The organism is Burkholderia sp. HI2714 (assembly GCF_002223085.1).
Classification (GTDB): domain Bacteria; phylum Pseudomonadota; class Gammaproteobacteria; order Burkholderiales; family Burkholderiaceae; genus Burkholderia; species Burkholderia lata_D.
This window is the reverse complement of the sequence record NZ_NKFM01000017.1, coordinates 1-26,906: the sequence shown is the minus strand read 5'-3', so window position 1 is coordinate 26,906 and position 26,906 is coordinate 1. Positions and strand designations below refer to the sequence as shown.

Annotated in this window: 25 protein-coding genes; 16 read left to right on the top strand and 9 right to left on the bottom strand. The window is 64.2% G+C overall.

The window, feature by feature from the left end; all coding sequences use genetic code 11:
• Positions 1-212 precede the first annotated feature (212 nt).
• The gene (locus CFB82_RS07295; RefSeq protein WP_089445373.1) at positions 213-653 is read right to left on the bottom strand and encodes a nuclear transport factor 2 family protein; all 441 of its coding nucleotides are present in this window, start codon (positions 651-653) and stop codon (positions 213-215) included.
• A 43-nt stretch (positions 654-696) separates the two neighbouring features.
• Positions 697-2,721: an oxidoreductase gene (locus CFB82_RS07290; protein WP_089483757.1), complete on the bottom strand. Its 2,025-nt coding sequence runs from the start codon at positions 2,719-2,721 to the stop codon at positions 697-699.
• 150 nt (positions 2,722-2,871) lie between these two features.
• Between CFB82_RS07290 and CFB82_RS07285 the strand changes: the two genes are divergently transcribed.
• Positions 2,872-3,408 carry a PadR family transcriptional regulator gene (locus CFB82_RS07285; RefSeq protein WP_179254155.1) on the top strand — a complete coding sequence of 179 codons (537 nt, stop codon included), beginning with the start codon at positions 2,872-2,874 and terminating at the stop codon, positions 3,406-3,408.
• A gap of 22 nt (positions 3,409-3,430) precedes the next feature.
• Positions 3,431-4,075, top strand: coding sequence for an SGNH/GDSL hydrolase family protein (locus tag CFB82_RS07280; RefSeq protein ID WP_089483786.1), 645 nt, complete (start codon positions 3,431-3,433; stop codon positions 4,073-4,075).
• 70 nt (positions 4,076-4,145) lie between these two features.
• Here the strand turns inward: CFB82_RS07280 and CFB82_RS07275 are convergent, their stop codons facing one another.
• From CFB82_RS07275 to wecB, 6 genes are all read right to left on the bottom strand, one after another.
• Positions 4,146-5,126 (bottom strand): NADPH:quinone oxidoreductase family protein, encoded by a 981-nt coding sequence (locus tag CFB82_RS07275; protein ID WP_089483755.1) that lies wholly within the window; start codon positions 5,124-5,126, stop codon positions 4,146-4,148.
• 148 nt (positions 5,127-5,274) lie between these two features.
• Positions 5,275-7,104: an acyl-CoA dehydrogenase gene (locus CFB82_RS07270; protein WP_089483754.1), complete on the bottom strand. Its 1,830-nt coding sequence runs from the start codon at positions 7,102-7,104 to the stop codon at positions 5,275-5,277.
• 107 nt (positions 7,105-7,211) lie between these two features.
• A complete protein-coding gene (locus CFB82_RS07265; protein ID WP_089483753.1) occupies positions 7,212-7,979 on the bottom strand; it encodes a class II aldolase/adducin family protein in 768 nt (255 codons plus the stop codon).
• 68 nt (positions 7,980-8,047) lie between these two features.
• Entirely contained in the window at positions 8,048-10,372 is a 2,325-nt protein-coding gene (locus CFB82_RS07260; protein ID WP_089483752.1) for a xanthine dehydrogenase family protein molybdopterin-binding subunit, read from the bottom strand.
• Positions 10,369-10,830 (bottom strand): (2Fe-2S)-binding protein, encoded by a 462-nt coding sequence (locus tag CFB82_RS07255; protein ID WP_089483751.1) that lies wholly within the window; start codon positions 10,828-10,830, stop codon positions 10,369-10,371. Before CFB82_RS07255 ends, CFB82_RS07260 begins: the two co-directional genes overlap by 4 nt.
• 725 nt (positions 10,831-11,555) lie before the next feature.
• Positions 11,556-12,773 carry a non-hydrolyzing UDP-N-acetylglucosamine 2-epimerase gene (gene wecB / locus CFB82_RS07250; RefSeq protein ID WP_089483750.1) on the bottom strand — a complete coding sequence of 406 codons (1,218 nt, stop codon included), beginning with the start codon at positions 12,771-12,773 and terminating at the stop codon, positions 11,556-11,558.
• A gap of 1,330 nt (positions 12,774-14,103) precedes the next feature.
• Between wecB and CFB82_RS07240 the strand changes: the two genes are divergently transcribed.
• Positions 14,104-15,192: a hypothetical protein gene (locus tag CFB82_RS07240; RefSeq protein ID WP_089483748.1), complete on the top strand. Its 1,089-nt coding sequence runs from the start codon at positions 14,104-14,106 to the stop codon at positions 15,190-15,192.
• A 48-nt stretch (positions 15,193-15,240) separates the two neighbouring features.
• Positions 15,241-17,058 (top strand): glutamine--fructose-6-phosphate transaminase (isomerizing), encoded by a 1,818-nt coding sequence (gene glmS, locus CFB82_RS07235; RefSeq protein WP_089483747.1) that lies wholly within the window; start codon positions 15,241-15,243, stop codon positions 17,056-17,058.
• Positions 17,059-17,660: 602 nt separating this feature from the next.
• Here glmS and CFB82_RS07225 read toward each other — a convergent pair.
• On the bottom strand, positions 17,661-18,083 hold the full coding sequence (locus CFB82_RS07225; protein WP_089483746.1) for a hypothetical protein: 423 nt from the start codon (positions 18,081-18,083) through the stop codon (positions 17,661-17,663).
• Between the two features lie 321 nt (positions 18,084-18,404).
• Here CFB82_RS07225 and CFB82_RS42000 point away from each other — a divergent pair, with 321 nt between their 5' ends.
• From CFB82_RS42000 to CFB82_RS07180, 12 genes are all read left to right on the top strand, one after another.
• On the top strand, positions 18,405-18,587 hold the full coding sequence (locus tag CFB82_RS42000) for a hypothetical protein (protein ID WP_143750883.1): 183 nt from the start codon (positions 18,405-18,407) through the stop codon (positions 18,585-18,587).
• Positions 18,588-19,176: 589 nt separating this feature from the next.
• On the top strand, positions 19,177-20,565 hold the full coding sequence (locus CFB82_RS07220) for a tyrosine-type recombinase/integrase (protein WP_089483745.1): 1,389 nt from the start codon (positions 19,177-19,179) through the stop codon (positions 20,563-20,565).
• Positions 20,566-20,688: 123 nt separating this feature from the next.
• Positions 20,689-21,570 carry a hypothetical protein gene (locus CFB82_RS07215; protein WP_089483744.1) on the top strand — a complete coding sequence of 294 codons (882 nt, stop codon included), beginning with the start codon at positions 20,689-20,691 and terminating at the stop codon, positions 21,568-21,570.
• A 206-nt stretch (positions 21,571-21,776) separates the two neighbouring features.
• Positions 21,777-21,986 carry a DNA-binding protein gene (locus tag CFB82_RS07210; RefSeq protein WP_089483743.1) on the top strand — a complete coding sequence of 70 codons (210 nt, stop codon included), beginning with the start codon at positions 21,777-21,779 and terminating at the stop codon, positions 21,984-21,986.
• Entirely contained in the window at positions 21,983-22,306 is a 324-nt protein-coding gene (locus tag CFB82_RS07205) for a hypothetical protein (RefSeq protein WP_089483742.1), read from the top strand. The genes CFB82_RS07210 and CFB82_RS07205 overlap by 4 nt, the downstream gene beginning before the upstream one ends.
• The gene (locus CFB82_RS07200; RefSeq protein WP_089483741.1) at positions 22,303-23,115 is read left to right on the top strand and encodes a DUF7146 domain-containing protein; all 813 of its coding nucleotides are present in this window, start codon (positions 22,303-22,305) and stop codon (positions 23,113-23,115) included. Before CFB82_RS07205 ends, CFB82_RS07200 begins: the two co-directional genes overlap by 4 nt.
• On the top strand, positions 23,102-24,217 hold the full coding sequence (locus CFB82_RS07195) for a helicase RepA family protein (protein WP_256990285.1): 1,116 nt from the start codon (positions 23,102-23,104) through the stop codon (positions 24,215-24,217). The genes CFB82_RS07200 and CFB82_RS07195 overlap by 14 nt, the downstream gene beginning before the upstream one ends.
• Before the next feature lie 142 nt (positions 24,218-24,359).
• Entirely contained in the window at positions 24,360-24,791 is a 432-nt protein-coding gene (locus CFB82_RS07190) for a single-stranded DNA-binding protein (RefSeq protein ID WP_089483739.1), read from the top strand.
• A gap of 57 nt (positions 24,792-24,848) precedes the next feature.
• On the top strand, positions 24,849-25,034 hold the full coding sequence (locus tag CFB82_RS41995; RefSeq protein WP_143750882.1) for a hypothetical protein: 186 nt from the start codon (positions 24,849-24,851) through the stop codon (positions 25,032-25,034).
• 22 nt (positions 25,035-25,056) lie between these two features.
• Complete coding sequence (locus CFB82_RS07185; protein WP_089483738.1) at positions 25,057-25,758, top strand: hypothetical protein; 702 nt, start codon at positions 25,057-25,059, stop codon at positions 25,756-25,758.
• Positions 25,759-26,439: 681 nt separating this feature from the next.
• The gene (locus tag CFB82_RS41990) at positions 26,440-26,676 is read left to right on the top strand and encodes a hypothetical protein (protein ID WP_143750881.1); all 237 of its coding nucleotides are present in this window, start codon (positions 26,440-26,442) and stop codon (positions 26,674-26,676) included.
• The coding region (locus tag CFB82_RS07180; RefSeq protein ID WP_218829056.1) for a hypothetical protein at positions 26,673-26,906 on the top strand (234 nt) is incomplete at its 3' end. The genes CFB82_RS41990 and CFB82_RS07180, both read left to right, overlap by 4 nt.

The window sequence follows — 26,906 nt, the reverse complement described above, 5'->3', positions numbered from 1 at the left end:
TCCGCTGATCCGGCTCGACGATCAGCAGCCGTTTCTCGATGCGGCGACGTCCGGCAATGCGACGCTCAGGGTCTGGCCGGACGGCGAGCACACGATCTACAACCACGCATCCGAGCGAACCGCGTTCGTCTGCGACTGGTTCGTCGAACGGTTCGCGCAGGCGTGACGACGCCACGCAGTGTGTCGGGAACCGGGCTACCCGGAGGCCCGACTCAACCGCCGAGCTTGAACGACGGCAACTGCTGCCCGAGCCGCGCGCCCATTTCGGCGCCCAGCGCCTGCAGCCCATTGAACGGCCGGATCATGACCTCGAATTCGACGATCCGCCCTTCGTCGTCGAAGCGGATCATGTCGATCCCCTTCAGCGCCTTGTCGCCGATGGCCGCGCTGAACTCCAGCACCACGCTCTTGCCGTCGTCGGTGACGAACTGGCGGTGATAGGTGAAATCCTCGAGGATCGTGATCACCGTGCGCAGCGCCAGCACTAGCGCGGGCGCCGGCCCGTACGGCTTGAACGCCATCGGCGAACGGAACACGGCGTCCGGATGGACGATCGATTCCAGTGCGCCAAAATCCTTGCGTTCGATCATCGCGTGCCACGTGTCGAGCGATTGCGCGACAGCGGGTTGAAGATGCAGCGGTGCGTTCGTCATCGAAGACTCCAGTATCGTCGGGCGGAAAAGAAACGAATCGGTCTCAAAGGGTGGCGGCAAGCGTCGTGCCCTGGTGAATCGCGCGCTTCGCGTCGAGCTCGGCCGCTTCGTATGCGCCACCGATCACATGGACCTTGCGCCCGGCGGCCTCCAGTTGCTCCGCCAGTTCGCGCAACGGCTCCTGCCCCGCGCAGATCACGACGTTGTCCACCGGCAGCGTCTGCTCGACGCCGTCGATCGTCACGTGGAATCCTTCGTCGTCGATGCGCCGGTAGGTCACCGCCGACGACATCCCGACGCCGCGCGCCTTCAGCGCCGTGCGGTGGATCCATCCGGTGGTCTTGCCGAGCCCGTCGCCGACCTTCGATGCCTTGCGCTGCAGCAGATGGATTTGCCGCGCCGCCGGCTCGGGGTGCGCATGACGCAAGCCGCCTGCGTTCGCATACGACGGGTCGACACCCCACTCGGCGAAGAAGCGGTCCGCATCGACGTGCGCGGCGCCCGCACGATGCACGAGATATTCCGCGACGTCGAAGCCGATCCCGCCGGCGCCGACGATCGCGACGCTGCGGCCCACGGCCTTGTCGTCGCGCAGCACGTCGAGATAGCCGAGCGCCTTGGCATGCCCGACACCGTCGATCGGCGGCGTGCGCGGCACGATGCCCGTCGCGATCACCACTTCGTCGAATTCGTGTTGCAGCAGCATCTCGGCGGTCGCACGCGTATTGAGGTGGAGCGTCACGCCCCGCAGTTCGATCTGCCGGCGGAAATAGCGCAGCGTCTCGTTGAACTCTTCCTTGCCGGGCACCTTCTTCGCGATATTGAACTGGCCGCCGATCTCGGGGCCGACTTCGTACAGCGTCACCGCATGACCGCGCTCGGCCGCGGTGACCGCGAAGCCGAGGCCTGCCGGCCCGGCGCCGACCACGGCGATCCGTTTGCGCCGCTGTGCGGGGCGAATCACGAGCTCGGTTTCATGGCACGCGCGCGGATTCACGAGGCACGACGTGATCCTGCCGCTGAACGTATGGTCGAGGCAGGCCTGGTTGCAGCCGATGCACGTGTTGATTTCGTCCGCGCGCCCTTCCCGCGCCTTGCGGACGAACTCGGCATCGGCGAGAAACGGCCGCGCCATCGACACCATGTCGCAATAGCCGTCGGCCAGCAGTTGCTCCGCGACTTCCGGCGTGTTGATCCGGTTGGTCGCGACGAGCGGGATGCCGACCTTGCCCATCAACTGCCGCGTGACCCAGGCGTAAGCGGCGCGCGGCACCTTCGTCGCGATGGTCGGAATGCGCGCCTCGTGCCAGCCGATGCCCGTATTGATGATCGTTGCACCGGCCGCTTCGATCGCCTGCGCGAGCCGGATCACTTCGTCGAGCGTCGAGCCGCCTTCGACGAGATCGAGCATCGACAACCGGTAGATGATGATGAAGTTCGTGCCGACCCGCTCGCGCACGCGCCGCACGATCTCGACCGGGAAGCGGATGCGGTTCTCGTAGGCGCCGCCCCATGCGTCGTCGCGATGGTTCGTGCGCGCGGCGATGAATTCGTTGATCAGATAGCCCTCGGACCCCATGATCTCGACGCCGTCGTAGCCCGCATGCTGCGCGAGCGCCGCGCATCGGACGAAATCGGCGATCGTCTCGTCGACTTCATCGCTGGTCAGCGCATGGGGCGTGAACGGGTTGATCGGCGCCTTCAACGCGCTCGGCGCGGCGAGTGCCGGGTGATACGCGTAGCGCCCGAAATGCAGGATCTGCAGCGCGATCCTGCCGCCCTCCGCATGCACAGCGCGCGTCACGACACGATGACGCTCGGCTTCCGCTTCGGTCGTCAGGATCGCCCCGCCGGGCGCCGGACGGCCCCGCTCGTTCGGCGCGAATCCGCCCGTGACGATCAGGCCGGCCTCGCCGCGCGCACGCTCCGCATAGAACGCCGCCATCCGCTCGAAGCCGTTCGGCGCTTCCTCGAGGCCCACGTGCATCGACCCCATCAGCACTCGGTTCCTGAGCGACGTGAAGCCGAGCTCGAGCGGGGTCGTCAGATGCGGATAACGCGACGTCATGGGGTGTCTCCATTTTTATGCAACAAGTTGCACAGATAGTAGTCGACCGCTTTCGTTTATGCAACCCGTTGCATAAACGCATCCGTCATCTTGTACTGTGGCCCCGATATGGCAAGATGCGGTTCATTCCGAGGCCGCCTCCGATCCGACATGTCCCTGCCCCACGCACTCCTCACCGCTCTCGCCGAACGCCCGGGTTCAGGCTCCGAACTCGCCGACCGCTTCGATCGCTCGATCGGCTATTTCTGGCAGGCGACGCATCAGCAGATCTATCGCGAGCTGGGGCGTCTCGAGGAAACGGGCTGGATCGAATCGCTGCCGGCCGAATCGGGGCGTGGCCGCAAGCGCGCGTACCGGATCCTGCCGGCCGGCAAGAAGGAGTTGCGGCGCTGGATCGCCGAACAGGAAGACCCGACGCCGCTGCGCGAAGCGTTGATGGTGCGCCTGCGTGCGGAAGCGGTGCTCGGCCCGGCCGGCCTCGAGGACGAAATCAGACGGCGCATCGCGTTGCACCAGGAGAAGCTCGACCTGTATCTGCAGATCGAGGCACGCGATTTCTCGGAAGCGGTCGATTCGCGCACGAAGCGCCTTCAGCACCTGGTCCTGCAGGCCGGCATCGCGAACGAGCGGTTCTGGGTCGAATTCTCGCAGCATGCGCTCGACGTGCTGCGCTTGCCGAAAGACTGAACGACTGACGGAGGACATGACGATGACGCAGAAAACCGTGCTCTGCTACGGCGATTCGAACACGCACGGCACACGCCCGATGACGCGTGCCGGCGTACTGGAGCGGTTCGCGCGCGAAGAACGCTGGACCGGCGTGCTGGCGCACACGCTCGGCGCGAGCTGGCGGGTCATCGAAGAAGGGTTGCCTGCGCGCACGACCGTGCATGACGATCCGATCGAAGGCCGGCACAAGAACGGCTTGTCGTATTTGCGCGCGTGCCTCGAAAGCCACTTGCCCGTCGATGTCGTCGTGCTGATGCTCGGGACCAACGATCTGAAGACACGCTTCTCGGTCACCCCCGCCGACATAGCGACGTCGGTCGGCGTGCTGCTTGCCGAGATCGCTGCGTGCGGTGCCGGTCCGTCCGGCGCGTCACCGAAGCTCGTGCTGATGGCGCCAGCGCCGATCGTCGAAGTCGGCTTCCTCGGCGAAATCTTCGCGGGCGGCGCAGCGAAGTCGCGGCAGCTCGCGAAGCGGTACGAACAGGTGGCGAGCGACGCCGGTGCGCACTTTCTCGATGCCGGCGCGATCATCGAGGTGAGCCCGGTGGATGGCGTTCACTTCGCGGCCGATCAGCATCGTGCGCTCGGGCAGCGGGTCGCGGCCCTTCTGCAGCAGATTGCGTAACGCGCACGAGCACTGAACCACAACCGCGCGGCGTGTGCCGGAACGCGGCACGCCGCGCGCGGAAAGCCGGTCACGCGTCCGGCAGGATCACTACCTTGCCCTTCACCTGCCGGTTGGCCATCCGCGCGATCGCATCGGCCGCATCGGCCAGCGACACGCGCTCGGTGATCGCGGGTCGTACCTTGCCGGCCGCGAACCATTCGGCAAGCAGGCGCATGTTCGCGACATGCTGCTTCGGATCGCGGCGCACCGCATCACCCCAGAACACACCCAGAATGTCGCGCTCCTTGAGCAGCGCCAGGTTCAGCGCGATCTTCGGGATCTCGCCGGCGGCGAAGCCGACCACGAGGAACCGGCCGCGCCACGCGGTCGCGCGCAGCGCCGCCTCGCTATAGGCGCCACCCACCGGATCGTAGACGACGTCGGCACCGCGCCCGCCGGTCAACTCGTCCACGCGCCGGCGCAGGTCTTCGGTCGCATAGTCGATCGTCTCGTCGGCGCCCGCTTCACGGCACAGCGCCAGCTTGTCCGCACTCGAAGCCGCCGCGATCACGCGCGCGCCGAGCGCCTTCGCGATCTCGATCGCGGCGAGGCCAACGCCGCCCGCCGCGCCCAGTACGAGCAACGTCTCGCCTTCCTGCAGCCGCGCGCGCTGCTGCAACGCGTGCAGCGACGTGCCGTACGCGAGCACGAGCGCCGCGCCCTGCTCGAATGTCATGCCCGGCGGCAGCGCGGCAATCTGGTGCACGTCGGCCACGCACTGCTGCGCGAACCCGCCGTGCCCGGTGAACGCGACCACCGAATCACCCGGCTGCCACGCGGTCACGCCCTCGCCCACCGCGTCGATCACGCCGGCAAATTCCGCGCCGGGCGAAAACGGCAGCGCCGGCTTCACCTGGTACAACCCCTGGACGATCAGCGCGTCGGGGAAATTGAGCGACGCGGCCTTCACCTGAACCCGGACCTGGCCCGCGGCCGGTTCGGGAATCGCCACGTCCTCGATGCGCAAGCTGTCGATCGGGCCGAATGCGGTACACAACAGGGCTTTCATGTTCGTCTCTCTCCTTGTGCGGCGTCGCCGCGCGTCGAGTCATCCCGCGGGGCACGCCCGCACGGCCGGTTCACGGCGAATACGCAACAGCCGACGGAATCGGCATTTGCGACATCGTCTGCATTCCGGAATGTTGGTGAAGCCATGATCAGAACCACGCGTCGCGCATGTCGAGCGTCGTCGTGTCGACGCTCGCGAGCAGATCGAGCTGCGCATCCACTTTCGGCAATTCCCAGTTGAAGAAATAGCGGGCCGCCGCACGCTTGCCGTCGTGGAAATCGTCGGCGTGCCCGTGCGCGGCAATCGTCACGTCGAGCCACAGCCACGCAACGACGAGATGACCGAACGCTTCCAGGTAGACGCTCGCGTTCGCGAGCCGCGCCTGCGGATCGCCGATCGCGCCGAGTTGCCGTGTAACCTCGACCAGCCGCGCCCACCGCTTCGCCAGCGCATCGGCCTGTTCGCGCAGGCCGGCATCGAGTGTCCGCGCGCGTTCGACGGTCGCGCCGATCCGCGCATCGAGTGCGTTCAGCAACGCGCCGTCGTCCTGTGCGACCTTGCGGCCCAGCAGGTCGAGCGCCTGGATCCCGTGCGTGCCTTCGTGAATCGGATTGAGACGATTGTCGCGATAGAGCCGCTCGACCGCGTAATCGCGCGTGTAGCCATAGCCGCCGTGCACCTGGATCGCGAGGTCGTTCGCGGCGAGACACCATTGCGACGGCCAGCTTTTCGCGATTGGCGTCAGGATGTCGAGCAGGCGCGTGGATTGAGCGCGCACGTCCGCATCGTCGTGCGCGCGTGCTTCATCGACCTGCTTCGCGCAATACAGGATCAGCGCGAGACCGCCTTCGACATAGGCCTTCTGCGCGAGCAGCATGCGCCGCACGTCCGGATGTTCGACGATCGGCGCCTGCGGCGCGGCGGCATCCTTGCCCGCGGGCCCGAGCGGGCGCCCTTGCGGCCGGTTGCGCGCATAGTCGAGCGCGTGCAGATAACCCGTGTAGCCGAGCGCCACCGCGCCCGCGCCGACTCCGATGCGCGCCTCGTTCATCATGTGGAACATGTAGGCGAGGCCGTGGTTCGGCTGGCCGACCAGATAGCCGATCGCGCCCGCACGCCCTTCGGGACGGTAGCGCGTGCCTTCGCCGAAGTTCAGCAGGCAGTTGGTGGTGCCGCGGTAACCCATCTTGTGGTTCAGGCCCGCGAGCACCACGTCGTTGTGCTCGCCCAGCGCCGCGCCGTCGGCGCCCGGCAGGTACTTGGGCACGATGAACAGCGAGATGCCGCGCGTGCCGGGCGGCAGCCGGCCGTGTTCGTCGGGAATCTTCGCGAGCACGAGGTGGACGATGTTCTCCGTCAGCTCGTGTTCGCCGCCCGAGATCCACATCTTGTTGCCGGTCAGCCGGTAGCGCGGGCCGAACGGCGAGTCGCCTTCGAAATCCGCGCGCGTCGCGATGTCGGACAGCGATGAACCGGCTTGCGGCTCGGACAGGCACATGGTGCCGAGATAGCGCCCTTCCAGCTCCGGGCGCGCGAACGCATCGATCTGCGCGGCGCTGCCGTGCGCGACGAGCAGGTTCGCGTTGGCGGCGGTCAGGAACGGATAGGCGGACGTCGCGATGTTCGCGGCCTGGAAGAACAGGAACGATGCGGCTTCGACCAGCTTCGGCAAGCGCATGCCGCCGAGCGCTTCGTCATGGCCCGCGGCGATCAGCCCGGCGTCCGCAAAGGCGCGCACCGCCGGTTCGACGTCCGGGATCAGCGTCACGCGCTCGCCGTCGAACTGCGGTTCCTCGCGATCGCCACGCGCCGCATGCGGCGCGAAGAGGTGTTCGGCAATCCGCTCGCTGGTGTCGAGCACCGCGTCGAACGTCTCGCGACTGTGCTCGGCGTAACGCGGCAGCGCGACGAGCGCTTCCGCGTCGAGCCAGTCATACAGCAGGAACGCGAGATCGCGTCGCGACATCAACAAGCTCATCGTGCTGCCTCCCGGGGCCGGCTTCGTCAGCCGAATGAAGGGTTGCCTGACTGAAAGTGCTGGCAGGAATTTAGCACGGTCGTTCTAAAACGACAACGACGGATCCGCTAGTCCGCGTAACCAGGATTGCGCCGATCGAGCCGGCGCAGCAAGCCGGGCCAGACGAGCGCCCCGGCGCCCATCCCGCGCGTCACCGCGGCGATCTGCTGCTTGATGCCGTCGAGAATCGGTTGCGCGATCGGCAACAGCGCCGAGCCGCCCGCCTGCGCACGGACCTGGATCATGCAGGCCGCTTCGAAGAAATACATCGCGACGAACGCGTCCGCCGGCGTCGCGCCGACGGTCAGCAGGCCGTGATTGCGCAGCATCAGGTTCGTGTTGGCGCCGAGGTCGTGCACGAGGCGCGCCTTCTCGCCCTCGTTGAGCGCAATGCCCTCGTAGTCGTGATAGCCGAGCGACGCCAGCACGCCGAGCGACTGCTGCGACAGCGGCAGCAAGCCGCCTTCCTGCGCCGACACGGCGACGCCGTTGATCGAATGCGTATGCATCACGCACAGCGCGTCGTCGCGGGCTGCATGCACCGCGCTGTGGATGGTGAAGCCGGCCGGATTGATCTCGTAAGGTGATTTGGACACCTTGCGTCCGTCGAGATCGACCTTCACCAGCGACGATGCCGTGATCTCGTCGAACATCATCCCGTACGGGTTGATCAGGAAGTGATGCTCGGGGCCGGGCACGCGCGCGGAAATATGGGTGAACACGAGATCGTCCCAGCCGAACAGCGCGGTGAGGCGGTAAGCCGCCGCCAGGTTGACTCGCGCGTCCCATTCGGTGGGGGAAACTGCCTGCTTCACGCTGACATCGGATGAGGCCACGTCGACACTCCTCGTTCAAGGATGGATGCGTACCGGGCCGCACGATGCGGCCCGGCCTGGGGATTGTGTCACCCTGCCCGGGGCTTCGCGAGCTGATCGGCAACCGGCAGGCTGCGGATGCGCGTGCCGGTCGCCGCGAAGATCGCATTGGTCAGCGCCGGCGCAACGGGCGGCAGGCCCGGCTCACCCACGCCGCCGAGCGGTGTCGCAAAGTCGTCCGGCGCGACGAGATGCACGCGGATTTCGCGCGGCGCCTCGTTCATGCGCAGCACCTGGAAGCCGTTGAAGTTGCTCTGCTCCGGATGGCCGTCCTTGAACGTGATCTCGCCGTGCAGCGCGATGCCGAGCCCCATCACCACCGCGCCCTCGAGCTGCGAGCGTACCCGCTCCGGATTGACCTGCGGCCCGCAGTCGATCGCGATGTCGACGCGCGGCACCGTGATCTTGCCGTCGGCATCGACCTGCACCTCGCACACCACCGCCGTGTACGACACGAAGCTGCGATGCGCGGCGATCCCGAGGCCGTGCCCCTTCGGCAGCTTGCGCCCCCAGCCGGCGCCCTGCGCGACCGTCTCGACCACGCGCCGCAGCCGGCCTGTATCGATCGGATACAGCGCCGGATCCTCACCGTAGTTCGTGTTCTTCACCGTGATGTGCGGCTCGAAACGCCGCGCGGGCCCGATCAGGTCGAGCAGGAAATCCTTCGGGTCGCGGCCGGCCGCGTGCGCCAGCTCCGACACGAAGCTCTGGATGCCGAACGCATGCGGGATGTTGTAGACCGAGCGGAACCAACCGATCCGCGTGTGCGCTTCCGCGGCCGGATTCTCGATCCGCACGTTCGGAATCGCGAACGGCAGGTCCGCGATCCCTTGTGCGAGCTCCCCCGGCTGCTCATGCACGACACCGGCCCTGAACGTCGACTGGATCGACGGCGCGACCGTGCGATGCTGCCACGCGACCACCTTCCCTGACGCATCGATCCCGCCGTCGAACGCCTCGAGCGACACCGCGTGGAAATAGTCGTGCGCGATGTCGTCCTCACGCGTGAACGTCAGCTTGACGGGCGCGCCGACCGCCTTCGACAGCAGCGCCGCCTCCACCACGTAGTCGGGCTTCGACTTGCGGCCGAAACCGCCGCCGAGCAGCGTCACGTTGACCGTCACGCGCTCCGTCGGCAACCCGAGCGCCTTCGCGACCTCGTCGCGCGTGGTCTGCGGCGCCTGTGTGCAGGTCCACACTTCGCAGCGGCCGTCGGCCACGCGCGCGACGGCCGCGGGCGGCTCCATCGTCGCGTGCGCGAGATGCGGGATGTAGTACGTCGCACGCACGCGCTTCGCGGCGCCGGCCAGCGCCGCCGCCGCGTCGCCGTCGTTGCGGATCACGTCACCCGGCTGCGCGGCGGCCGCTTCGAGCGTCTTGCGATACGCGGCGGAATCGTAGTTCGCGTTGGGCCCGCGCTTCCAGTCGATCTTCAGTTGTGTGCGCGCCTGGATCGCCGTCCACGTATCGCGCGCGACGACGGCCACGCCGCCGAGCGGCTGGAAACCGGACGGCAGCGGTGTTTGCGCCAGCTGCACGACCTTGACGACACCCGGCAGCTTCTCCGCCGCCGATGCATCGAACGACCCCACCGTGTCGCCGTAGGCCAGCGGTCGCGCGACGACCGCATACAGCATCCCGTCGAGCCGCGTGTCGATCCCATAGCGCGCACGGCCGCCGACGATGTCGCGCCCGTCGATCAACGCCGTTTCGCCCTTGCCGATATAGCGGAATTCGGCCGGCGCCTTCAGCGCCACCGTAGCCGGATCCGGCGCCGGCAGTGCCGCTGCCTTCGCCGCCAGTTCACCGAAGCCGAGCTTGCGCCCGCTCTTCGTGTCGACGACCTCATGCACCGTCGCCTTGACCTGACGCACATCGACGCCCCACGCCGCGGCAGCCGCCTGTTCGAGCATCGTGCGCGCGGCCGCGCCCGCGCGGCGCAACGCGGCGAAGCTCTGGCGCAGGCTGCGCGATCCGTCGGTGTTCTGGTTGCCGTAGCGCGGCTCGTCGCCGACGGCCTGCGCGACCTTCACGCGCGCCCAGTCGGCGCCCAGCTCGTCCGCCACCACGAGCGCGACGCTTGTGCGCACGCCCTGCCCCATCTCGGAACGGATGCAGGTCACGGTGACCGTACCGTCCGGTGCGATCGCGACGAACAGGTGCGGATCGTCGCGCAACCCGTGCGGCATCCCCGCACCGCCATACTGCGGATTCGCGCTGACGGGTGGCTGCACCGGTGTCGCCGCGTGGACGAGCGACGGCACGCCGAACGCGAGCAGCAGCCCGCCGGATGCGAAGCCGAGCAGCAGCGCGCGACGGCTTTCGTTATGGACGGAGAGTTCCGGCGCGCTCATGCGGCACCTCCGCGGCGTACGGCCAGGCGGATCGCCGCACGAATGCGCGTGTAGGTGCCGCAGCGGCAGATGTTGCCGGACATCGCATCGTCGATGTCGGCGTCGGTCGGATGGGGATTTGTCTTCAGCAGCGATGCGGCCTGCATGATCTGCCCGGACTGGCAGTAACCGCACTGCGCGACGTTCAGTTCCTGCCAGGCCTGCTGCAGCGGATGATCGACGTCCGTCGACAGTCCCTCGATCGTCGTCACGCGCTTGCCGGAAGCGGCCGCGACCGGGGTGATGCACGCGCGGATCGCCACGCCGTCGAGGTGCACGGTGCAGGCGCCGCACAGCGCCATGCCGCAGCCGAACTTGGTGCCGGTATGGCCGAGGACATCGCGCAGATACCAGAGCAACGGCATGTCGGGATTGCCGTCGAAGTGTTGCTCGCTACCGTTGACGGTCAGCGTGATCATCGTTCACCTCCTGGTCGAGGCGCCCGCATCGCACCACGGGTGCCGGGTGGGGATTCGAACGGCGGCGGGTGCGCCCTGCTGCGCCGGTCCCGCGCCGTCTTGTGGACTGCTCCGCCGGCAGGACCGGCGGTCAATGCGTCGTGATCGGTGCGGCGGGCTGGGATGGCCATCGGGCATGCGATCCGGATGGATAGCGGGCACGCACCCGCCCGGATTCTGCCCCATGCAAACCGTCACGCCGGCAACGCGATCATGTCGGAACTGCCAGAAAGGGCGACCCGGATCGCGGCACCTGCGTGCCATGTCCGGCCCCGGCAGCTTCGACATTGCTCACGGGAGCTGGAATCGTATGCGGAATCGCCCGGGCTCCAACTCTAACTGATGTGCGGCAGTTTTGCGTCGCCGGTGCATGTCGGCACGGGCGAGTGACAAACCGGGGAGAGGTTGAAAGGGAATCGATGACGCATGACGTTCGTCACGCGAGTGGGACCGACTGACTCGCCTGTCCCGCCGGGCGATGAGGGGGCGACGCTGATGCGTCACATGGCGCTGACGTCGAGCGCCAGTGCTTCAAGCCGATCGCACGAGCTTCAATGGATTGCCGACGCAGGCCGGGAACGATGCCGCGCCGGTTACCCGGTACGATTCCCGACCTGCGCGGCCTCGATCGGCGCTCAAGTGATTGCCGGGCACCCCGCTCGTGGCATGCGGGTGCCTCGCCACGCTCACGGCGATCGCAACGCCTGCAACCCCAGCGTGAGCGCATTGAACGGCATCTCCGACGAGCGCATCGAAAAGCTCGTTGCCTTCGCGGGTGCCCCCGGATTACGCATCAGCGCGTGAACGATCCGCTCGCTCGCGTGACCGTCGCCGTATGGATTGCTCGCGCGCGCCATTTCCCCGTACGCGCTGTCGCTATCGAACAGCCGTGATGCCTCCCACACGATCCGTTCCTGATCGGTGCCGACGAGCCGCGCGGTGCCGGCCTGAATCGCTTCGGGCCGCTCCGTCGTCTCGCGCGTAACCAGCACCGGCTTGCCCAGCGCCGGCCCTTCTTCCTGAATGCCGCCCGAATCGGTGATGATGAAATGCGCGCGAGACATCAGGAATACGAACGACAGATACTCCTGCGGCTCGATCAGGTAGATGTTCGGCAGGTGGCCGAGCCGGGCGCGCGCCGGCTCCCGCACGTTCGGATTCATGTGCAGCGGATAGACGAACTGCGCGTCGGGATAGCGGTTCGCGAGCGTGCACAGTGCATCGCAGAAATTCTGGAACGGCTCGCCGAAACTTTCGCGACGATGCCCGGTGATCAACACGACGCGCCGCGACGGATCGAGAAACGGAAACTGCCCCGCAACCTTCTCCGACAACGCCGTGGTGTGATCGAGCATGCGCTTGACGTCGTGCAGCGCATCGATCACGGTATTGCCGGTCAGCACGACCGCCCCGCCCGGTACGCCCTCGCTGAGCAGGTTGTCGCGTGCCTGCCCGGTCGGTGCGAAATGCCACGACGACACGGCATCGGTCACGCGGCGGTTCAGCTCCTCCGGCCAGGGCGACCAGATGTCACCGCTACGCAAGCCGGCCTCTACGTGCCCGACCGGCAGGTAGCGGTAGAACGCCGCGAGACTGACCGCGAGCGTGGTCGTCGTATCGCCGTGGACCAGCACGACGTCCGGACGCAATTCGTCGAAGACGATGCCGATTGCCTGCAGAATGCCCGTCGTCACGTCGGTCAGCGTCTGACTTTGGCGCATCACGTTGAGATCGTAGTCGGGCTTGATGTCGAACAGCGTCAGCACCTGATCGAGCATTTCGCGGTGCTGCGCGGTCACGCATACCCTGGCGTCGACACCGGCTTGTGCCTTCAATGCACGCACCAGCGGTGCCATCTTGATGGCCTCCGGCCGAGTCCCGAACACAAGCAAAATCTTTTTCATCGTTATCCTCGTTGAGCCGTTTCGCGCTGAATGACCCTGCTCGTGGCGCGAAGCATGTATCCAGGCGGCGCCTCCCGTACTCGCACGCGGTCGACACGCTGCCGTGTCGCGGAGCGAGCGCGCCGCCTGGTTCGCGCGGTCTACGCCACGCGGAATCGTCGTACTACCGGCATCCCGTTGCCACTTGATCAGTCATGTCATGAGTCGTTCCCCGCTTCGCCAGGCGTCCCCGTCTGTTCGTCACGCCTTTTCCTCTTCAGCAATATTCAAACCAGCCGCCCTGCGACCGTATCCGGTTCACACTGCATGCACCGCGCACCCACCGTGCGCGACGGAATGTTTCACAACTGCTACGTGTGTCGCAGCGCCACCCAGGCGAGATACAGGCAAATATCCGGGCAGTCGCACGGTCCCTTCGACGACGTCGTCCGAGGAATCTCGAATGCATGCCGAGCGTCCGTTGCGCATCGAATCGCTCGCATCTGTCGAAGCGCGTTGCGCTTCCTCGCTCCGCCACTTTTGTCTGTGCAGCCGACGGCGCGAGCGATCGTCTGGCCGTGGTCATGCTCGACGGATCAATTCGACACGCAAAGTCATTCACGTCGCACGAATCGACAGGGTGGGAAATGTTGCGAATGTGTAACGCGGATCCGGAACGGGGTTGTCGCATCGGCGTCCGGCCCATGCAACGCACGCGCCCTCATGGAATGCACCGGCATTCCGGTCGATGCACACGCAACGAACGACTCGATGCGCATCGGCGCGCGGCGTCGCACTGCCAAGGCGGCGCAGGTTCGGCAGACAATTCGCTCGACGCACGACACCTACCTGCTGCGACGCCGATCACGTGCGGGCATCCGGCCGGGGGGCACACTGATTCTTCGATGAATCAAAAATCTCCGCCATCGTTCGCGCCATGCGCGCACCCTCCACCCCCACTCCTTGCTGCGCGCGGCATCGCGGCCGATGGCTCACGCCTTGCTTAATGACGGACAGGTGTGCCCCGAAACGCTCGCCCGGCAACGGATGAACGAGGGCGCCCGGGCAACGAAACAGGAAGGAAACGCGACGCGTCCGCGTGGGGCGTATGACGCGTGCTCCAGCGCGCCGAACGTGCCGACGCGCCCCGTCGAAGTACGCGCGATCCATGAGCCTGGTTCCCGCTCCGAAGCAAGGAACCGGCCCGTGAACGCAAACATCGGTACCAGCCTCGGGTTCACCCGCACTACGGTGACCCGAGCCACAACGTCGACACGCTCGCCAGGCGCGACACGGCCAACGCCGCGCCCGGCGACGATTGCACAGGACCGCCGCGCAGGAGCCCACGACCATGAACCGGCCCGCGCTTTGCCCGACCGTACGCTCGCGCGTAGCGGCCACCGTCGCGCTGTGTCGCCTGTGGCACGTCGCCTGCTGTATCGCTGCGTGCGGTTTCGCGCTGCACGCGAGCGCCGCCGAACTTCGCCTCAACGGGCTGTACCAACGCGCCGACGGTGCGATCACCGTGCGCCTGAACGGCGTCGGCATCGACCCGTATTTCGCGGCGAAGGCGCTGCTCGCCGCGTCCGACGCGCAACTCGATGCCCGTGCGGCTGCACTCGCGTGGATCGCATGGCTGCTGCCGCGCCAGCGCCCGGATGGCGGCTTCGATCGCTACTGCATGAAGAATGGCCGCTACCGCGCATGCGCCGACGCGGAAACCGACGACGCGATGATGGCGACCTGGATCGAACTGCTCGCCCGCTTCGCGCCGCCCGACGGCTTGCCCGCCGCGTGGGAACTCAGCCTGAACCGCGCCGGTTCGCACCTGGACACCCTGCTCGACAAGCCCTCCGGCGTCTATCAGATCTCGTCGTCGCTGCATGTCTCATTGCTGATGGACAACGTCGAAGTACACAGCGCGTTCCAGGCCCTCGCCGCGTACTACGTCCGACGCGCCGACTACACGCATGCGGGACCGTGGAGCCAGCGTGCCGACCAGCTGGCATCCGCGATCCTGAAGGTCTTCTGGCGCGGCACCGGATCCGGCTTTCGTGCGAGTACGCAGCAAGTCAGCGATGCGAGTTTTTATCCGGCGAAGATCGCGCAGATCCTCCCGCTCCTTTCCGGTATTCAGGTACCCGAACAATCCGGCGAGACGATCTACGCGCAGTGGATGCGGAAGTACGGCAAGAGCTGGCCGCAACTCGCCAACACCGATTATCCGTGGAGCTTGATCGCGCTGGTTGCGCTCAAGATGAACGATTGGGGCACCGTCGCCTGCTGGCAAGCCCGATCGGGCCCATACCGGCACGGCGCGCACTGGAACGTACTGGAGGAGTCGCTTTATCTGGCATTCGAACGCCGGACGGCCGCGCCCGTCATCCCCGCTCGATGCGGATTCACGACGGCAGCGGCAACGGCAACCGCATCGCGCTGACGCAACGGCGCGCGCGGTCCATGAAGACTGACAGGGAGGAGACGTATCATGTGTGGCATCGTCGGCGCGGTCGCGCAACGGGACATCGTCCCGATTCTGATTGAAGGTTTGCGTCGCCTCGAGTATCGCGGCTACGATTCATGCGGCGTGGCGACGGTCGTGAACGGCCAGGCGCGTCGCGAACGCAGTGTGTCGCGTGTCGCCGATCTCGACGCGCACGTGCGCACCACCGGCCTCACCGGCAGCACCGGCATCGCGCACACGCGCTGGGCGACACACGGCGCACCGGCAACCTGCAACGCGCATCCGATCTTCTCGCGCAACGAAATCGCGCTCGTGCACAACGGCATCATCGAGAACCACGAAACGTTGCGCAAGCAACTTACTGACGCACACTACGAATTCGATGGCCAGACCGACACCGAGGTCGTCGCGCACCTGATCCACAGCCAGTATCACGGCGACCTGCTCGCCGCCGTGCGTGCAGCGACATCACAGCTTCACGGCGCGTACGCGATCGCAGTGTTCAGCAAGCACGAGCCGCAGCGGCTGATCGGTGCGAAGGTCGGCTCACCGCTCGTCGTCGGCTTGAAGGACGGCGAATGCTTTCTCGCCTCCGACGCGCTCGCGCTTGCCGGCATCACCGACCGCTTCATCTTTCTCGAGGAAGGCGACATCGTCGAGTTGACGCCGGGCGGCGTGCGCGTACTCGATCGCGGCGGCGCGCCGGTTGAGCGCGCGGTACAAACCATTTCCTCTGCGCAGGCCGCGGTCGAACTCGGGCCGTACCGGCATTTCATGCAGAAGGAGATTTTCGAGCAACCGGAGGCCGTGGCGGCGACCATCCCGGATGCGGGGCTGTTCGACCCGGCCGTATTCGGTCCCGACGCCGCGCGGGCGTTCGAGCAGATCGACAACGTGCTGATTCTCGCGTGCGGCACGAGTCACTATTCCGGCCTGACCGCGCGCCGCTGGCTCGAAACGATCGCGCGCGTGCCCGCGCAGGTCGAGATCGCGAGCGAATACCGTTACAGCGACGCGCTCGCGATACCGAATACGCTGGTGGTGAGCGTGTCGCAATCCGGCGAGACCGCCGACACGCTCGCCGCGCTCAAGTACGCGCAGGCGCTCGGCCATATCGACACGCTGGCGATCTGCAACGTGCCGACCAGCGCGATGATGCGGCAGACCGCTCTGCGCTTCCTGACGCGGGCCGGCCCGGAAATCGGCGTCGCGTCGACCAAGGCGTTCACGACGCAGCTGGTCGCGCTGTTCATTCTCGCCGTCACGCTCGGCCGGCTGCGCGGCTACGTCGACGATGCGCAGCTCGCGCGCTACACGATGCAGTTGCGGCGGCTGCCTGGTGCGCTCGAGGATGTGCTCGGGCTCGAGCCGCAGATCGAGCGCTGGGCGGCGGAATTCTCGCAACACGAGAATGCGCTGTTTCTCGGGCGCGGGCTGCACTATCCGATCGCGCTCGAAGGTGCGCTGAAGCTGAAGGAGATTTCGTATATCCACGCGGAGGCGTATCCCGCGGGTGAGTTGAAGCACGGGCCGCTGGCGCTCGTGACGCACACGATGCCCGTCGCGACGATCGCGCCGAACGACGCGCTGCTCGAGAAGCTGAAGTCGAACATGCAGGAAGTGCGGGCGCGCGGCGGGCAGCTTTACGTGTTCGCCGATGCCGATACGCGGATCGACAACAGCGAAGGCGTGTCGGTGCTGCGGATGCCGGATTACTACGGGCTGTTGTCGCCGATCCTGCATGTGGTGCCGTTGCAGTTGCTCGCGTATCACGCGGCGTGTTTGCGTGGCGCGGATATCGACAAGCCGAGGAACCTGGCGAAATCGGTGACGGTTGAGTGAGAGGGTTGGGTAAACCGGGGGTGGACTGGTGAAGGTCTTCGAGGGATCAAGCTGGCCCGCCCTACACGATTCGAACGTGTGACCTACGTTTTGGAAGGCCGTTGCTCGTATAGCGCCGCGTCTTGCTGGGTGCAGCTTGTATCCAACTCGCCGGACCTGCACGACTTCATCAGGCATGCTGTCGCTAGGGGAATGCGCCGGGGCGAGCTAGCGTCCCTTTGCTGGGAAAACATAGACATGGAACGGCGTGCCGCGCAATTGCCAGTCACGAAAACCGGACACGCCGTGAACCGTACCGCTGTCCAGGGTCGCTACGGCCGTGCTATAGGCCCGCAGGGACACCGGGTATGTCGTGCCCTTCGCCGTCGTTGCGAACGCCCTTACGCGAGCTTTCTGCCGTGCAGTATGCAGTGCGGCGAGCGCAGAAATTGCGCAAGTAACGAGGATGGACAATCGGCAGATCAAGCGCGACCGATCTCCTGACGCCGCGCACCTTCACCGGTCCACCAGCCCATCGCCATCGCTGAATTGTCCAGCACACATCGGCTCCGCAGTCCCGCGCAGAAATCTCTATCGAGTTTTGGCCTGGAGCGGGCGACCAACTATGAGCGCGGCGTCATAACGCAGGCGACACTGGTCGATTGTTCGGAAGGCATCGAAATACATGCGAATGCTCCGCCGTGGTTGAATGCTGAAACCGGCTGCCCTATGGTCGCGTCGGCATCGCCCCTCAGAAGGCTTAGAGACGCGAGAAAGTCCGTATTCGCTTTTTTATCCGAGCCCGGGTTCAGCATGTTATTGACTATGCCCACGGCACCGACAAAGTGCATAAGATTGACGGGATCGGATCGGTCCCCTACCACGCCAATCCTTGTAATCTTGTCAGCGCTGTTGACGTAGAGGTGAATTCCGAGCTGGCTCTCAAAGTGCCCATTCGCCAAATCGAGCTTCTTCAGTTCAGCTATCCCTCGTTGAAAACGTTCGTCATTAAGCGTTACTTCGATTCCATCTTTTGTCTTGCTCATCCGCCGGATCGTATCATTCCCGTCGGCCGTTGCCAGCTCGTCATACTGCTTTCGGAATGTTTCTGGTTTAAGGTCGACCCAAACGTCTGCTGACTGCGGCTGCGCGCTAACAGCCGAAACTGCTGGCGCATTAGGGCTAGACACTGGCGATACCGTAGGCGATTGGTCCGATTCACTACACGCAGTCAGAGCAACGACAGCCGAACATACCAACATCAACGCTTTCACGATTCCCCCGTAATATGGTTTCGAATTATCCGCTCACAGTCTGACTCAATTGCGCAACATACCGCAACTTCCAATTCAAACCCGGGAAAAATGATGGTGGACGGCAATGCAGCGTTGATCGCGTTCATTGGCGTGCTCGCTGGCGGCTACCTCAACATTTCTTGGCAGAGGACTATTGCCGGTTTCGTGACGGTACTAGCTGGGGAATTAGCCTCACACATGGCCGTATTTCCCCATGCTGCGGGACATGTTGAATGGCATGATTGTGGCGATTGAGCAGGGATAGCGCCTTTGCCATAGTGTTTTCCGACCATGAGAAAATGAGCAATGACGAAATTAAGGCGCGGCTTACAGGATGCCTTGACACGGTCAACAGAGGAGACCAACGCCTTCATGAACTGATCGCCAACCTTAAGGCATTCGCCAACCAGCAGTACTTGGATGCCAGAACAAATCTGGCTGCGCGCAATATTCTCGTCAATAGGCTGACTTCGGTCTGCGATTGGTACGCAACATCGCGAGCAAACTAGAATGCGAGCACACTCTGAGCACCGTGAGTGCAGTTCCGCGCGCTGATCGGGGCACAATCAAACGGTGCGCTCGACTCGAAACTCGTTGATCTTTCAGGAAATTGCTGGCCCGCCCTACACGATTCGAACGTGTGACCTACGGCTTAGAAGGCCGGCAAAATGCTCCTTTTTTGTCCATTCGCCTCCCATCATTTCATATGACAACATATAAGAAATCATTCATATTCAATTACTTGCGCGTCATACTGTCCCAGATATCGTGTCATATCCCATGAAATGATATAGACTCGTTTGCCTACACAGTGCCTACACGGATGTGGCCCTATGGAGGCAGCATGAACAAGACGAAGCTCGCGGCGGAACGGGAAAAGTCTAACTTCACACATGAACGCGTCGCGGCGTTCAAGTGCAAGCCCGACAAAAAGCAAACCATCTATTGGGACGCGAAGACGGCCGGTTTCGGCCTGCGCGTGACGGCGGGCGGGGCGCGCGCCTATGTCTTCGAATCGCGCCTGTTCGGGAAAACGGTGCGCATCACGATAGGCGACGCGACGGCATGGGACCTTGGTAGGGCCCGAGCCGAAGCCGGTCGATTACGAACTCTTATCGACGACGGAAAGGACCCGCGCGAGGTCAGGGCCGAGCAGCACGCCGCCTACGAAGCGCGGAAAGCCGAAGCAAAGCGACAGGATGCGGCCGTGCGCGAAGCGTGGGCGGCTTATCTTGACGCAAACCGGTCCCGATGGAGCGAGCGCCATCTATCCGACCATGAGAATTTGGCCCACGCGGGCGGCGAGCCGAGAAAGCGCGGCAAAGGCACGACGATTGCGGGGCCGCTCGCCGCGCTCATGCCGTTGAAACTTTCGAACCTGACCGCCGACACGGTTGCCGCATGGCTCGAATCCGAATCGCAAACGCGCCCGACCAACACCGAGCAGAGCTATCGCAAGCTGCGCGCGTTCATCCGCTGGTGTAACGACCGGCCGGAATACAGGGGCATCGTTCCGCCAAACGCATACAACGCGCGTACCGTTCGAAGCGCCGTACCGCGTATCAAGGCGAAGGACGATTGCCTGCAACGGGAACAGCTATCGGCGTGGTTCGACGCCGTACGCAAGCTCGGCAACCCGGTCATTGCGACTTATCTGCAAGCGCTACTCATTACAGGTGCGCGCCGCGAGGAAATCGCCGCACTTCGATGGGCCCACGTCGATTTTCAATGGCGCTCGCTGTCCATCGCCGACAAGGTCGAAGGCTCGCGTGTCATCCCCCTTACCCCGTACCTCGCGAGCATCCTGCGGGAACTCAAACGTTTGAACGACACGCCGCCGAACATCCGCCAATTACGGGACCTGACTGCCAAAGGCGAATCGTGGTCGCCCTCCCCGTGGGTATTCGCGAGCAAAAAGTCGGCAGACGGAAAAATCGCCGAGCCGCGTATTGCGCATAATCACGCGCTCACGGTAGCCGGCCTTCCCCATCTGAGCCTGCACGGTCTGCGTCGCTCGTTCGGCACGCTCGCCGAATGGTGCGAGGTTCCGGTCGGCGTCGTCGCCCAAATTCAAGGTCACAAGCCGTCGGCCATTGCCGAAAAGCACTACCGCCGCCGCCCGCTCGACTTGCTTCGGAAGTGGCACGACAACATCGAGGCATGGATGCTTGAACAGGCGGGCATCGCGTTCGATGCGCAAACCGTGCAGCCTGACTTGCACGCCGTCAAATAGCGCCCTGATGACGCCGGACGCTCACCGCGCAGTGACTAGCCGTTAGAATCGAATGAAGCGGCGGGAACGATGTTCGCGCATCGACCCGCCTAACCACGAACGGCCTTCAGGGAGGCGTGCATCATGGCTAACGGCGATTCTATGCCGCAACCGGGGCCGTGGCAGCAACAGCATGAGAAAGAACTCGTCGAGCAACGCGGCTGCGAAAAAGGGAACGCGCGGCTGAATCATGCCCTTCGCTACTGGTTCCGACGCGATACGTGGACGCCGGACGAAGCGCTCCCTCTGCTGATTGGCATCGATCCCGGTTCGCTTTCTCACGGCGATTCGCACATCCGGTATTTGGACGGCGCGCTCGTTTGCATCGCGGCGTCGATGCATGCACACGGGCTCGAATGGCCGATTGAATCCTTTGATGACTTCGGGACGCTTGAAGATTTGAAAGCGGTGCCGAGCCTTATTCATGAAATGAGGCTCATGTGGGAAAGCGGAAACCATCCGCCCCGAAACGCACCGGCTTATTTCATCGAATGGGCGCAGCGCAAGGGCTTCAAGGTGCCATGGCTGGCATCCGGACGTCTTATCGATGTTGCGGCGGACAAGGAACCGAGCGCGGCCGACCTGCAAGAGTTCGCCGCGCGCCTTGTTGCGGGGAAAACGGCGGCGAGTGAGACGGCAACTCATGTTAACGATAACCCGGCCGAAGCGGTCCCCGCACCGCTGCCGTCACCCGTGATTACCGCAGCGTTCGAAGGGTTGGGCGGGTGGAATGAGGAGCAATGGCGCCGTTACCTTGGCGACCCGCCGAAGTGGTTATTAAAGGCACGAAGAAGCAAAGGCGTCAGGGGTTCGCGCAACGCGGCTACGTGGAACCCGGTGAGCATCGCATTGGCGCTCAAAGACGACGGCGTGCCATGGCTCAAGCTGGATGCGGTCTTCCGTAAACCGGCATTGAAGGCTTGGCGCGAAAAATGGGAGCGCGATACCGAGCTAATGCGGGAGTGAAATACGGCTCAAATACGGCGACGACGGCCGCAAACCCGCGCCGATTCTAGAACTCAAATACAGCGGCATTAGCACAGCGGACACCCGTAATTGAAGGTTCCCCCAAGCGATTCGACGTGATTCGTGGGGCAAAGCGGTAATTTCGTGGCACTCCCCCGAGTCGTTCGACGCGACGCCTGTTTCGTTGACCTTGGGGAGCCAAACTGATGACCACGACCACGCTCGCGGAGAACGCAAGCAAGCGACCGCTTTCGACGAAAACCCTCGCGGCACTGCTGGACATGCGGCCGGAATCGATTCTGAAGGCCTACATGCGCAAAGGTTCGTATTTCGGCCTGCGCCCGGTCAAGCTGCCGAACGGTCGGCTGATGTGGCCGGCTGATTCCTTCGAAAAGCTGACCGGGGGCCAACAATGAAAAACGCCCGACCCAGCAAAGCCGAATCGAGCGCCAAACGTCAAAGCGAGTTTACCGGAACCGCTAACCCCCGTCAGCTTCGCGCGTTGACCATGCTTCAACGCCGACCGATGCACCGGGAAGAACTGGACACGTTCGCAGGATGCAGCAACAGCCCGGCCCTTATCGCGGGCCTGCGCGCAAAGGGACTCGCCTTGCCCTGCGTGCGCGTCGCTTGCATCGACCGTGACGGAATCGAAGTGCAGCGCGGCGTCTATCACCTCACGACTACCGACCGCCGGAAGGTCGCACGCTGGCTGAAATCGCGGGAGGCCGTATGACCGCCATTGCGTGGAGCCATTACGGAACCGGGAATTACCGCATTTGCTGCCCCGTTTGCGGGCGCGGCGAGCGGGATAAAACGCTCGGGTTGACCGTCGATGAAAGCGGCGCAGGCGTCGCGCATTGCTTCCGGTGCGCCTTCACTGAAAGCTACCGTGCTGCCCGTGGCGCGCATCTCACGATGCCGAGCAAGCCGCGTATCAAGGCCGCTGTGCCGTCCGAGAAACATGACAGGCTGTCCGACTATGGGCACGACCTTTGGAACGCATGTCGCGCCGTTTCCGGCGAAGCGTTGGCCTATCTCGACGCTCGGCACTGCCGCATCCCGCCGGCCGATGGCGATTTGCGCTGGCATCCCTCGCTGAAGCATCCGACCGGGTACGTTGGCCCGGCATTGGTCGCGTGCATCACTGACGCCGTGACGGGCGAGCCGTTGAGCCTGCATCGGACATGGATTCGCGCTGATGGTCGCAAGGCCGACGTTGATCCGCCGCGCTTGCTTCTGACCGGACATCGCAAACAAGGCGGCGTGATTCGCTTGTGGCCCGATGACGCAGTGTCGACTGGACTCGGCGTCGCGGAAGGCGTCGAAACGGCACTTTCGCTCGCATGGGGCTATGCGCCGGTTTGGGCGCTCATCGACGCCGGTAATCTCGCAGCGTTCCCGCACCTGTTCGGCGTCGAAAGCCTCGTTATCGGCGCGGACAATGACCCGGCCGGAGTAACGGCCGGGCATGCGTGCGCGGAGCGGTGGGCGCTCGCTGATCGAGAGGTTACGCTCGTGGAGGTCGGTCATGACGGGGCGTGATTTGAATGATGCGGCGGCCGAAGGCGGCGCGGATGCTGTACGCGTTGCTGTTGCAAACGGCAGGCACGTCCCGAAACAATCCGAGCGTGAGGCGATTTCGGTGGGCGATGAATTGCCCCTCAACGTTGCCTTTGCGGATGAATTGCCGGTCGATTACGAACCGCCCGACGAATTGATCGAAGGTGTGCTCACGGCAGACGGCGGGAGTGTGTTGTACGGCGATACCAACTGCGGCAAGACGTTCTTTGGCATCGACGTGGCTGCGGCCGTTGCGCGCGGCGTGCCGTGGATGGGACGCCAAACGGAACAGGGCCTCGTCGTGTACCTGGCGACCGAATCTCCCGCATCGGTTCGCGCCCGGATTCAGGCGTACCAAAAATATTACGGCCTGCGCGTCCCTAACCTCGCCATCGTCCAAAGCCCGGTGAACCTGTTCGAAAGCGACTTCGATGCATCGGCAATCATCGCGACCGTGAAACGCTTGGAGGTTGAACGCGGAATGAAGGTTCGCCTGATTGTGGGCGACACCCTCGCTCGCCTGAGTGCCGGTGCGAACGAGAATGCAGGGCAAGATATGGGTCTCGTCATCAAGCGCTTCGACCGCATCCGCACGGAGTGCGGAGCCCACTTCATGCTGATTCACCACAGCGGCAAGAACGCCGCCGCCGGTGCGCGCGGATGGTCCGGCGTGCGCGCGGCCGTTGATACCGAAATTGAGGTAACGGACGGTGCAGGCGGCCGTTGTGCCGAAATTACAAAACAGCGCGACTTGCCGACCAAGGGTGAGCGCATCGGCTTTCGACTCGACGTTGTAGGACTCGGCACGACGAAATGGGGCAAGCTCGCGACGAGTTGCGTCGTCGTACCGACCGATGCGCCGCCGCCCGAAAAGGTTCGTGCGAAGCGTGTCGGCGAGGTTGAGGGGGCGGTCATCGAATATCTGGCGTCCCAGAAGGTCGGCGTCAAGAAAGGCGTCGTTGTTGCGCATTTCTCGGGAAGGTATGAGAAGGGGCCTGTCTATCGCGCCATGAAGGCGTTGGTCACCGCCGCTGCCATCCACGAAGCCGCCGGCATGGTTTGCATCGCGGACGCCGCAAAATGAAGAAGGTACGCGAAGGTACGTTTAGGTACACGTACCTATCGAGTACCTAGCCGAATAGGTACGTTTAGGTACACCACCCTTTAGGGGTGTACCACGCGTACCTAGCTGTACCGAGCGCGGTTGGAAAAATAGGAGGCGCAAAATGATTGATGGTTTGGTTAGCGGAAAGCTATACGGCCAGCCGGCCGAACGCGTGGGTGCAAGTGGTCGTTCGTTCGTGACCGCGAAGGTTCGCGCCGCCGTTAGCGACGGCGAAGCGCTGTTCGTGAACGTGATTGCATTCTCGGACGACGTGAAGGTCGCGCTGTTGGCGCTCGATGACGGCGATTCCGTCGCGCTGGCCGGTACGCTGACGCCGAAGGTGTGGACCGACCGAAACGGCGACGCTAAACCGGCGCTCGACATGGTCGCGCATGCGGTGCTGACGGCGTACCACGTCAAGCGTAAGCGTGCGGCCGTGCAAGGTGCGAACGACGGCGACGAACGCGGTAACGGACGCCCGGCTATGGACGGTACCCGACAGGCGGCGGCGCTCTACGGCGGCGACACGTCGGACATGCAGGACGATTTGTAGGCGCTGTCAATCCGCATGGAAAAGGTATTTTACCCAATCAAATAGGAGTACGAAATCATGAAAATTTCTGTACCGAAACTTCTTTTGGAACGGTTGAATTTTGACGAGACACGCGGCGAATACAGCATTTTCATTTGGCCCGGTCCGGAGGGCCGGACACCGTTCCAAGTCGCAAAGCCCGGCCCTGTGAAATACCGCGTCGGAATTCGTCCCGAAGGTTACATCGTGTTGATCTCGCGCTAACGCGCCTTTTTGGAGAATCGCTATGAATCCGTTGAAGCGCCCCTTGCCCGAACGCCTCGAAGCCCTTGAAGCGCTCGCTAACGATGCCGGCCTCACCGGCGAACTTGAGGCGAAACAGCGCGCCAAGGCTGACGCGCGCCGAGCCGAACTGGCGCACGAACTCAAGTCGTTGCCCGACCGGAAACGCGAACGGTCCGCGTTGACCGTTGAGGCCGAACGCACGGCTGTTGCCTTCGCTGCGGCGAACGCTGCACGCTACGAAGCTGAAAAGTCGATGCTCGAAGCGCGCGGTCGTCTCGCAGTTTGGACGATGGCCGATAGCGGCGCGCGCGAACGCATCCTGACCGAACTCGAACGCACCGCGCCGCCCGAAGTCGGCGAGGCGTTGGACGATTTGTCGGACGCGGATGACCTTCTGCGCGCCGCAGTTCGGACCGACGTATTCACGGAGAAGAACTGGCTCGGCGCTCGCGTCGGCAACGTCACGACGAACATGCCCGAAATCAAGGCCGCTCGCGCGAAAATCGCTGAGGCACAACGTAGCGTTCGCGCGCTCGTTCATGACGGGTCAATTCCAAGCGACGAACTGGTATCGCGTGCGCGCGCGTGCGTGGAAGAGGCACTTCAGCCGATGTTCGAATTCGTGCCGCGTCAGAAGTGGGAAACTCGCCGTTCGCGGCCGCACGGCGACCTGTTGGCCGAAGTCGCGGGCTACGGGAACTAGCGGCGGGCTGGCGGCGTGCATCGGCGGCGTTTGCCGTTGCTGTATACCGCTTCCCGCTTCGAGGCGGGCGTCCGCACATAACGCGCCCGCCGCCGGTATGTCGCATTGTCGCAACCTCAACGGGTTGGGGCGTTCGTACGCGACCGCCGGGCGTGCCAAACATGGAACCGGCTCGTACCTCATGCATTACGCGGGCCGACGGCTAATACCGAACAGGAACTAGACCGTATCGCTCCCCGGCCGCGCAGGGACGGCACACTTACCCGCGAACGCTCGATACGCTCGCCGCAGGCACTGCGACAAGCCAATAATCAGGTGGCGGCGATAGCGTCGGCCCTTCGGATTCGCGATACGCGTGCGGCGATTGAGCGCGCTCCGAAGCGGGCCGTTTGGGGGCATTCTGGACGGTCGGCGAGCGCGCGCCCAGCAATTGCAGGCGCGAGCGCGCGAGCGGCGCAGCGGCCCGGCGTGGGCCATTCGCGGCGCACTCTGACACCCCTAGGGGGAACCACTTCTCTAGTCCCTATTTGCCGGTGATCGTCGGCATACCGCAATTTTTACCGCCGCAAAATTAGAGGGGGCCATAGCGACCAGCTTCCGCTTACAATCTCAACCGTCCATAGGAAGCGCCTATTGGATAAGGCATTCCTTTAACAAGGCGATCAATTACGCGGGGGACACATGAAAGGGCAATGGATTGGTGACTTCCAAGGTTCGAATCTCGCAGGCAAGCTGACGGTGGATGTCGACGAATTCGAGAATGGTTTTCACGGACGCATCGCTGTGTTTGGTGATGCGAGCGTCTTACCGCCTCTGTTTGGTTTTTTCGAAACCACCTCGATACTAAGTCCCGCGCAGTTCTCCGTAAATGTCGTACCGGCTCACCCTCAGACGACACGTCCTAAGCCTTCGACATGAAATGTCTCTACAATCATGGTTCGAACTGGACGGGACGAGCAACGAAGCTGATGGCATTGAAAGCGCTGGAACTGACGCAGGAAGAACGTACAAAGCTTGAAGCGATGGCGAGAAGCCGTCGTGATTGGCGAATACGAGACCGGTCGCGGACGATTCTGATGTTCAGCGACGGCGTGCGAGCGAAAGAGATCGCCAGACGACAGGAACTGACGTTGGAGGCGGTGTATGAG

Bases quoted from the DNA above. Each gene is read 5' to 3' on its own strand.
- CFB82_RS07295 (WP_089445373.1), bottom strand. From the start codon at position 653: ATGACGAACGCACCGCTGCATCTTCAACCCGCTGTCGCGCAATCGCTC.
- CFB82_RS07290 (WP_089483757.1), bottom strand. From the start codon at position 2,721: ATGACGTCGCGTTATCCGCATCTGACGACCCCGCTCGAGCTCGGCTTC.
- CFB82_RS07285 (WP_179254155.1), top strand. From the start codon at position 2,872: ATGTCCCTGCCCCACGCACTCCTCACCGCTCTCGCCGAACGCCCGGGT.
- CFB82_RS07280 (WP_089483786.1), top strand. From the start codon at position 3,431: ATGACGCAGAAAACCGTGCTCTGCTACGGCGATTCGAACACGCACGGC.
- CFB82_RS07275 (WP_089483755.1), bottom strand. From the start codon at position 5,126: ATGAAAGCCCTGTTGTGTACCGCATTCGGCCCGATCGACAGCTTGCGC.
- CFB82_RS07270 (WP_089483754.1), bottom strand. From the start codon at position 7,104: ATGAGCTTGTTGATGTCGCGACGCGATCTCGCGTTCCTGCTGTATGAC.
- CFB82_RS07260 (WP_089483752.1), bottom strand. From the start codon at position 10,372: ATGAGCGCGCCGGAACTCTCCGTCCATAACGAAAGCCGTCGCGCGCTG.
- CFB82_RS07255 (WP_089483751.1), bottom strand. From the start codon at position 10,830: ATGATCACGCTGACCGTCAACGGTAGCGAGCAACACTTCGACGGCAAT.
- wecB (WP_089483750.1), bottom strand. From the start codon at position 12,773: ATGAAAAAGATTTTGCTTGTGTTCGGGACTCGGCCGGAGGCCATCAAG.
- CFB82_RS07240 (WP_089483748.1), top strand. From the start codon at position 14,104: ATGAACCGGCCCGCGCTTTGCCCGACCGTACGCTCGCGCGTAGCGGCC.
- glmS (WP_089483747.1), top strand. From the start codon at position 15,241: ATGTGTGGCATCGTCGGCGCGGTCGCGCAACGGGACATCGTCCCGATT.
- CFB82_RS07225 (WP_089483746.1), bottom strand. From the start codon at position 18,083: ATGAGCAAGACAAAAGATGGAATCGAAGTAACGCTTAATGACGAACGT.
- CFB82_RS42000 (WP_143750883.1), top strand. From the start codon at position 18,405: ATGGTGGACGGCAATGCAGCGTTGATCGCGTTCATTGGCGTGCTCGCT.
- CFB82_RS07220 (WP_089483745.1), top strand. From the start codon at position 19,177: ATGAACAAGACGAAGCTCGCGGCGGAACGGGAAAAGTCTAACTTCACA.
- CFB82_RS07215 (WP_089483744.1), top strand. From the start codon at position 20,689: ATGGCTAACGGCGATTCTATGCCGCAACCGGGGCCGTGGCAGCAACAG.
- CFB82_RS07210 (WP_089483743.1), top strand. From the start codon at position 21,777: ATGACCACGACCACGCTCGCGGAGAACGCAAGCAAGCGACCGCTTTCG.
- CFB82_RS07205 (WP_089483742.1), top strand. From the start codon at position 21,983: ATGAAAAACGCCCGACCCAGCAAAGCCGAATCGAGCGCCAAACGTCAA.
- CFB82_RS07200 (WP_089483741.1), top strand. From the start codon at position 22,303: ATGACCGCCATTGCGTGGAGCCATTACGGAACCGGGAATTACCGCATT.
- CFB82_RS07195 (WP_256990285.1), top strand. From the start codon at position 23,102: ATGACGGGGCGTGATTTGAATGATGCGGCGGCCGAAGGCGGCGCGGAT.
- CFB82_RS07190 (WP_089483739.1), top strand. From the start codon at position 24,360: ATGATTGATGGTTTGGTTAGCGGAAAGCTATACGGCCAGCCGGCCGAA.
- CFB82_RS41995 (WP_143750882.1), top strand. From the start codon at position 24,849: ATGAAAATTTCTGTACCGAAACTTCTTTTGGAACGGTTGAATTTTGAC.
- CFB82_RS07185 (WP_089483738.1), top strand. From the start codon at position 25,057: ATGAATCCGTTGAAGCGCCCCTTGCCCGAACGCCTCGAAGCCCTTGAA.
- CFB82_RS41990 (WP_143750881.1), top strand. From the start codon at position 26,440: ATGAAAGGGCAATGGATTGGTGACTTCCAAGGTTCGAATCTCGCAGGC.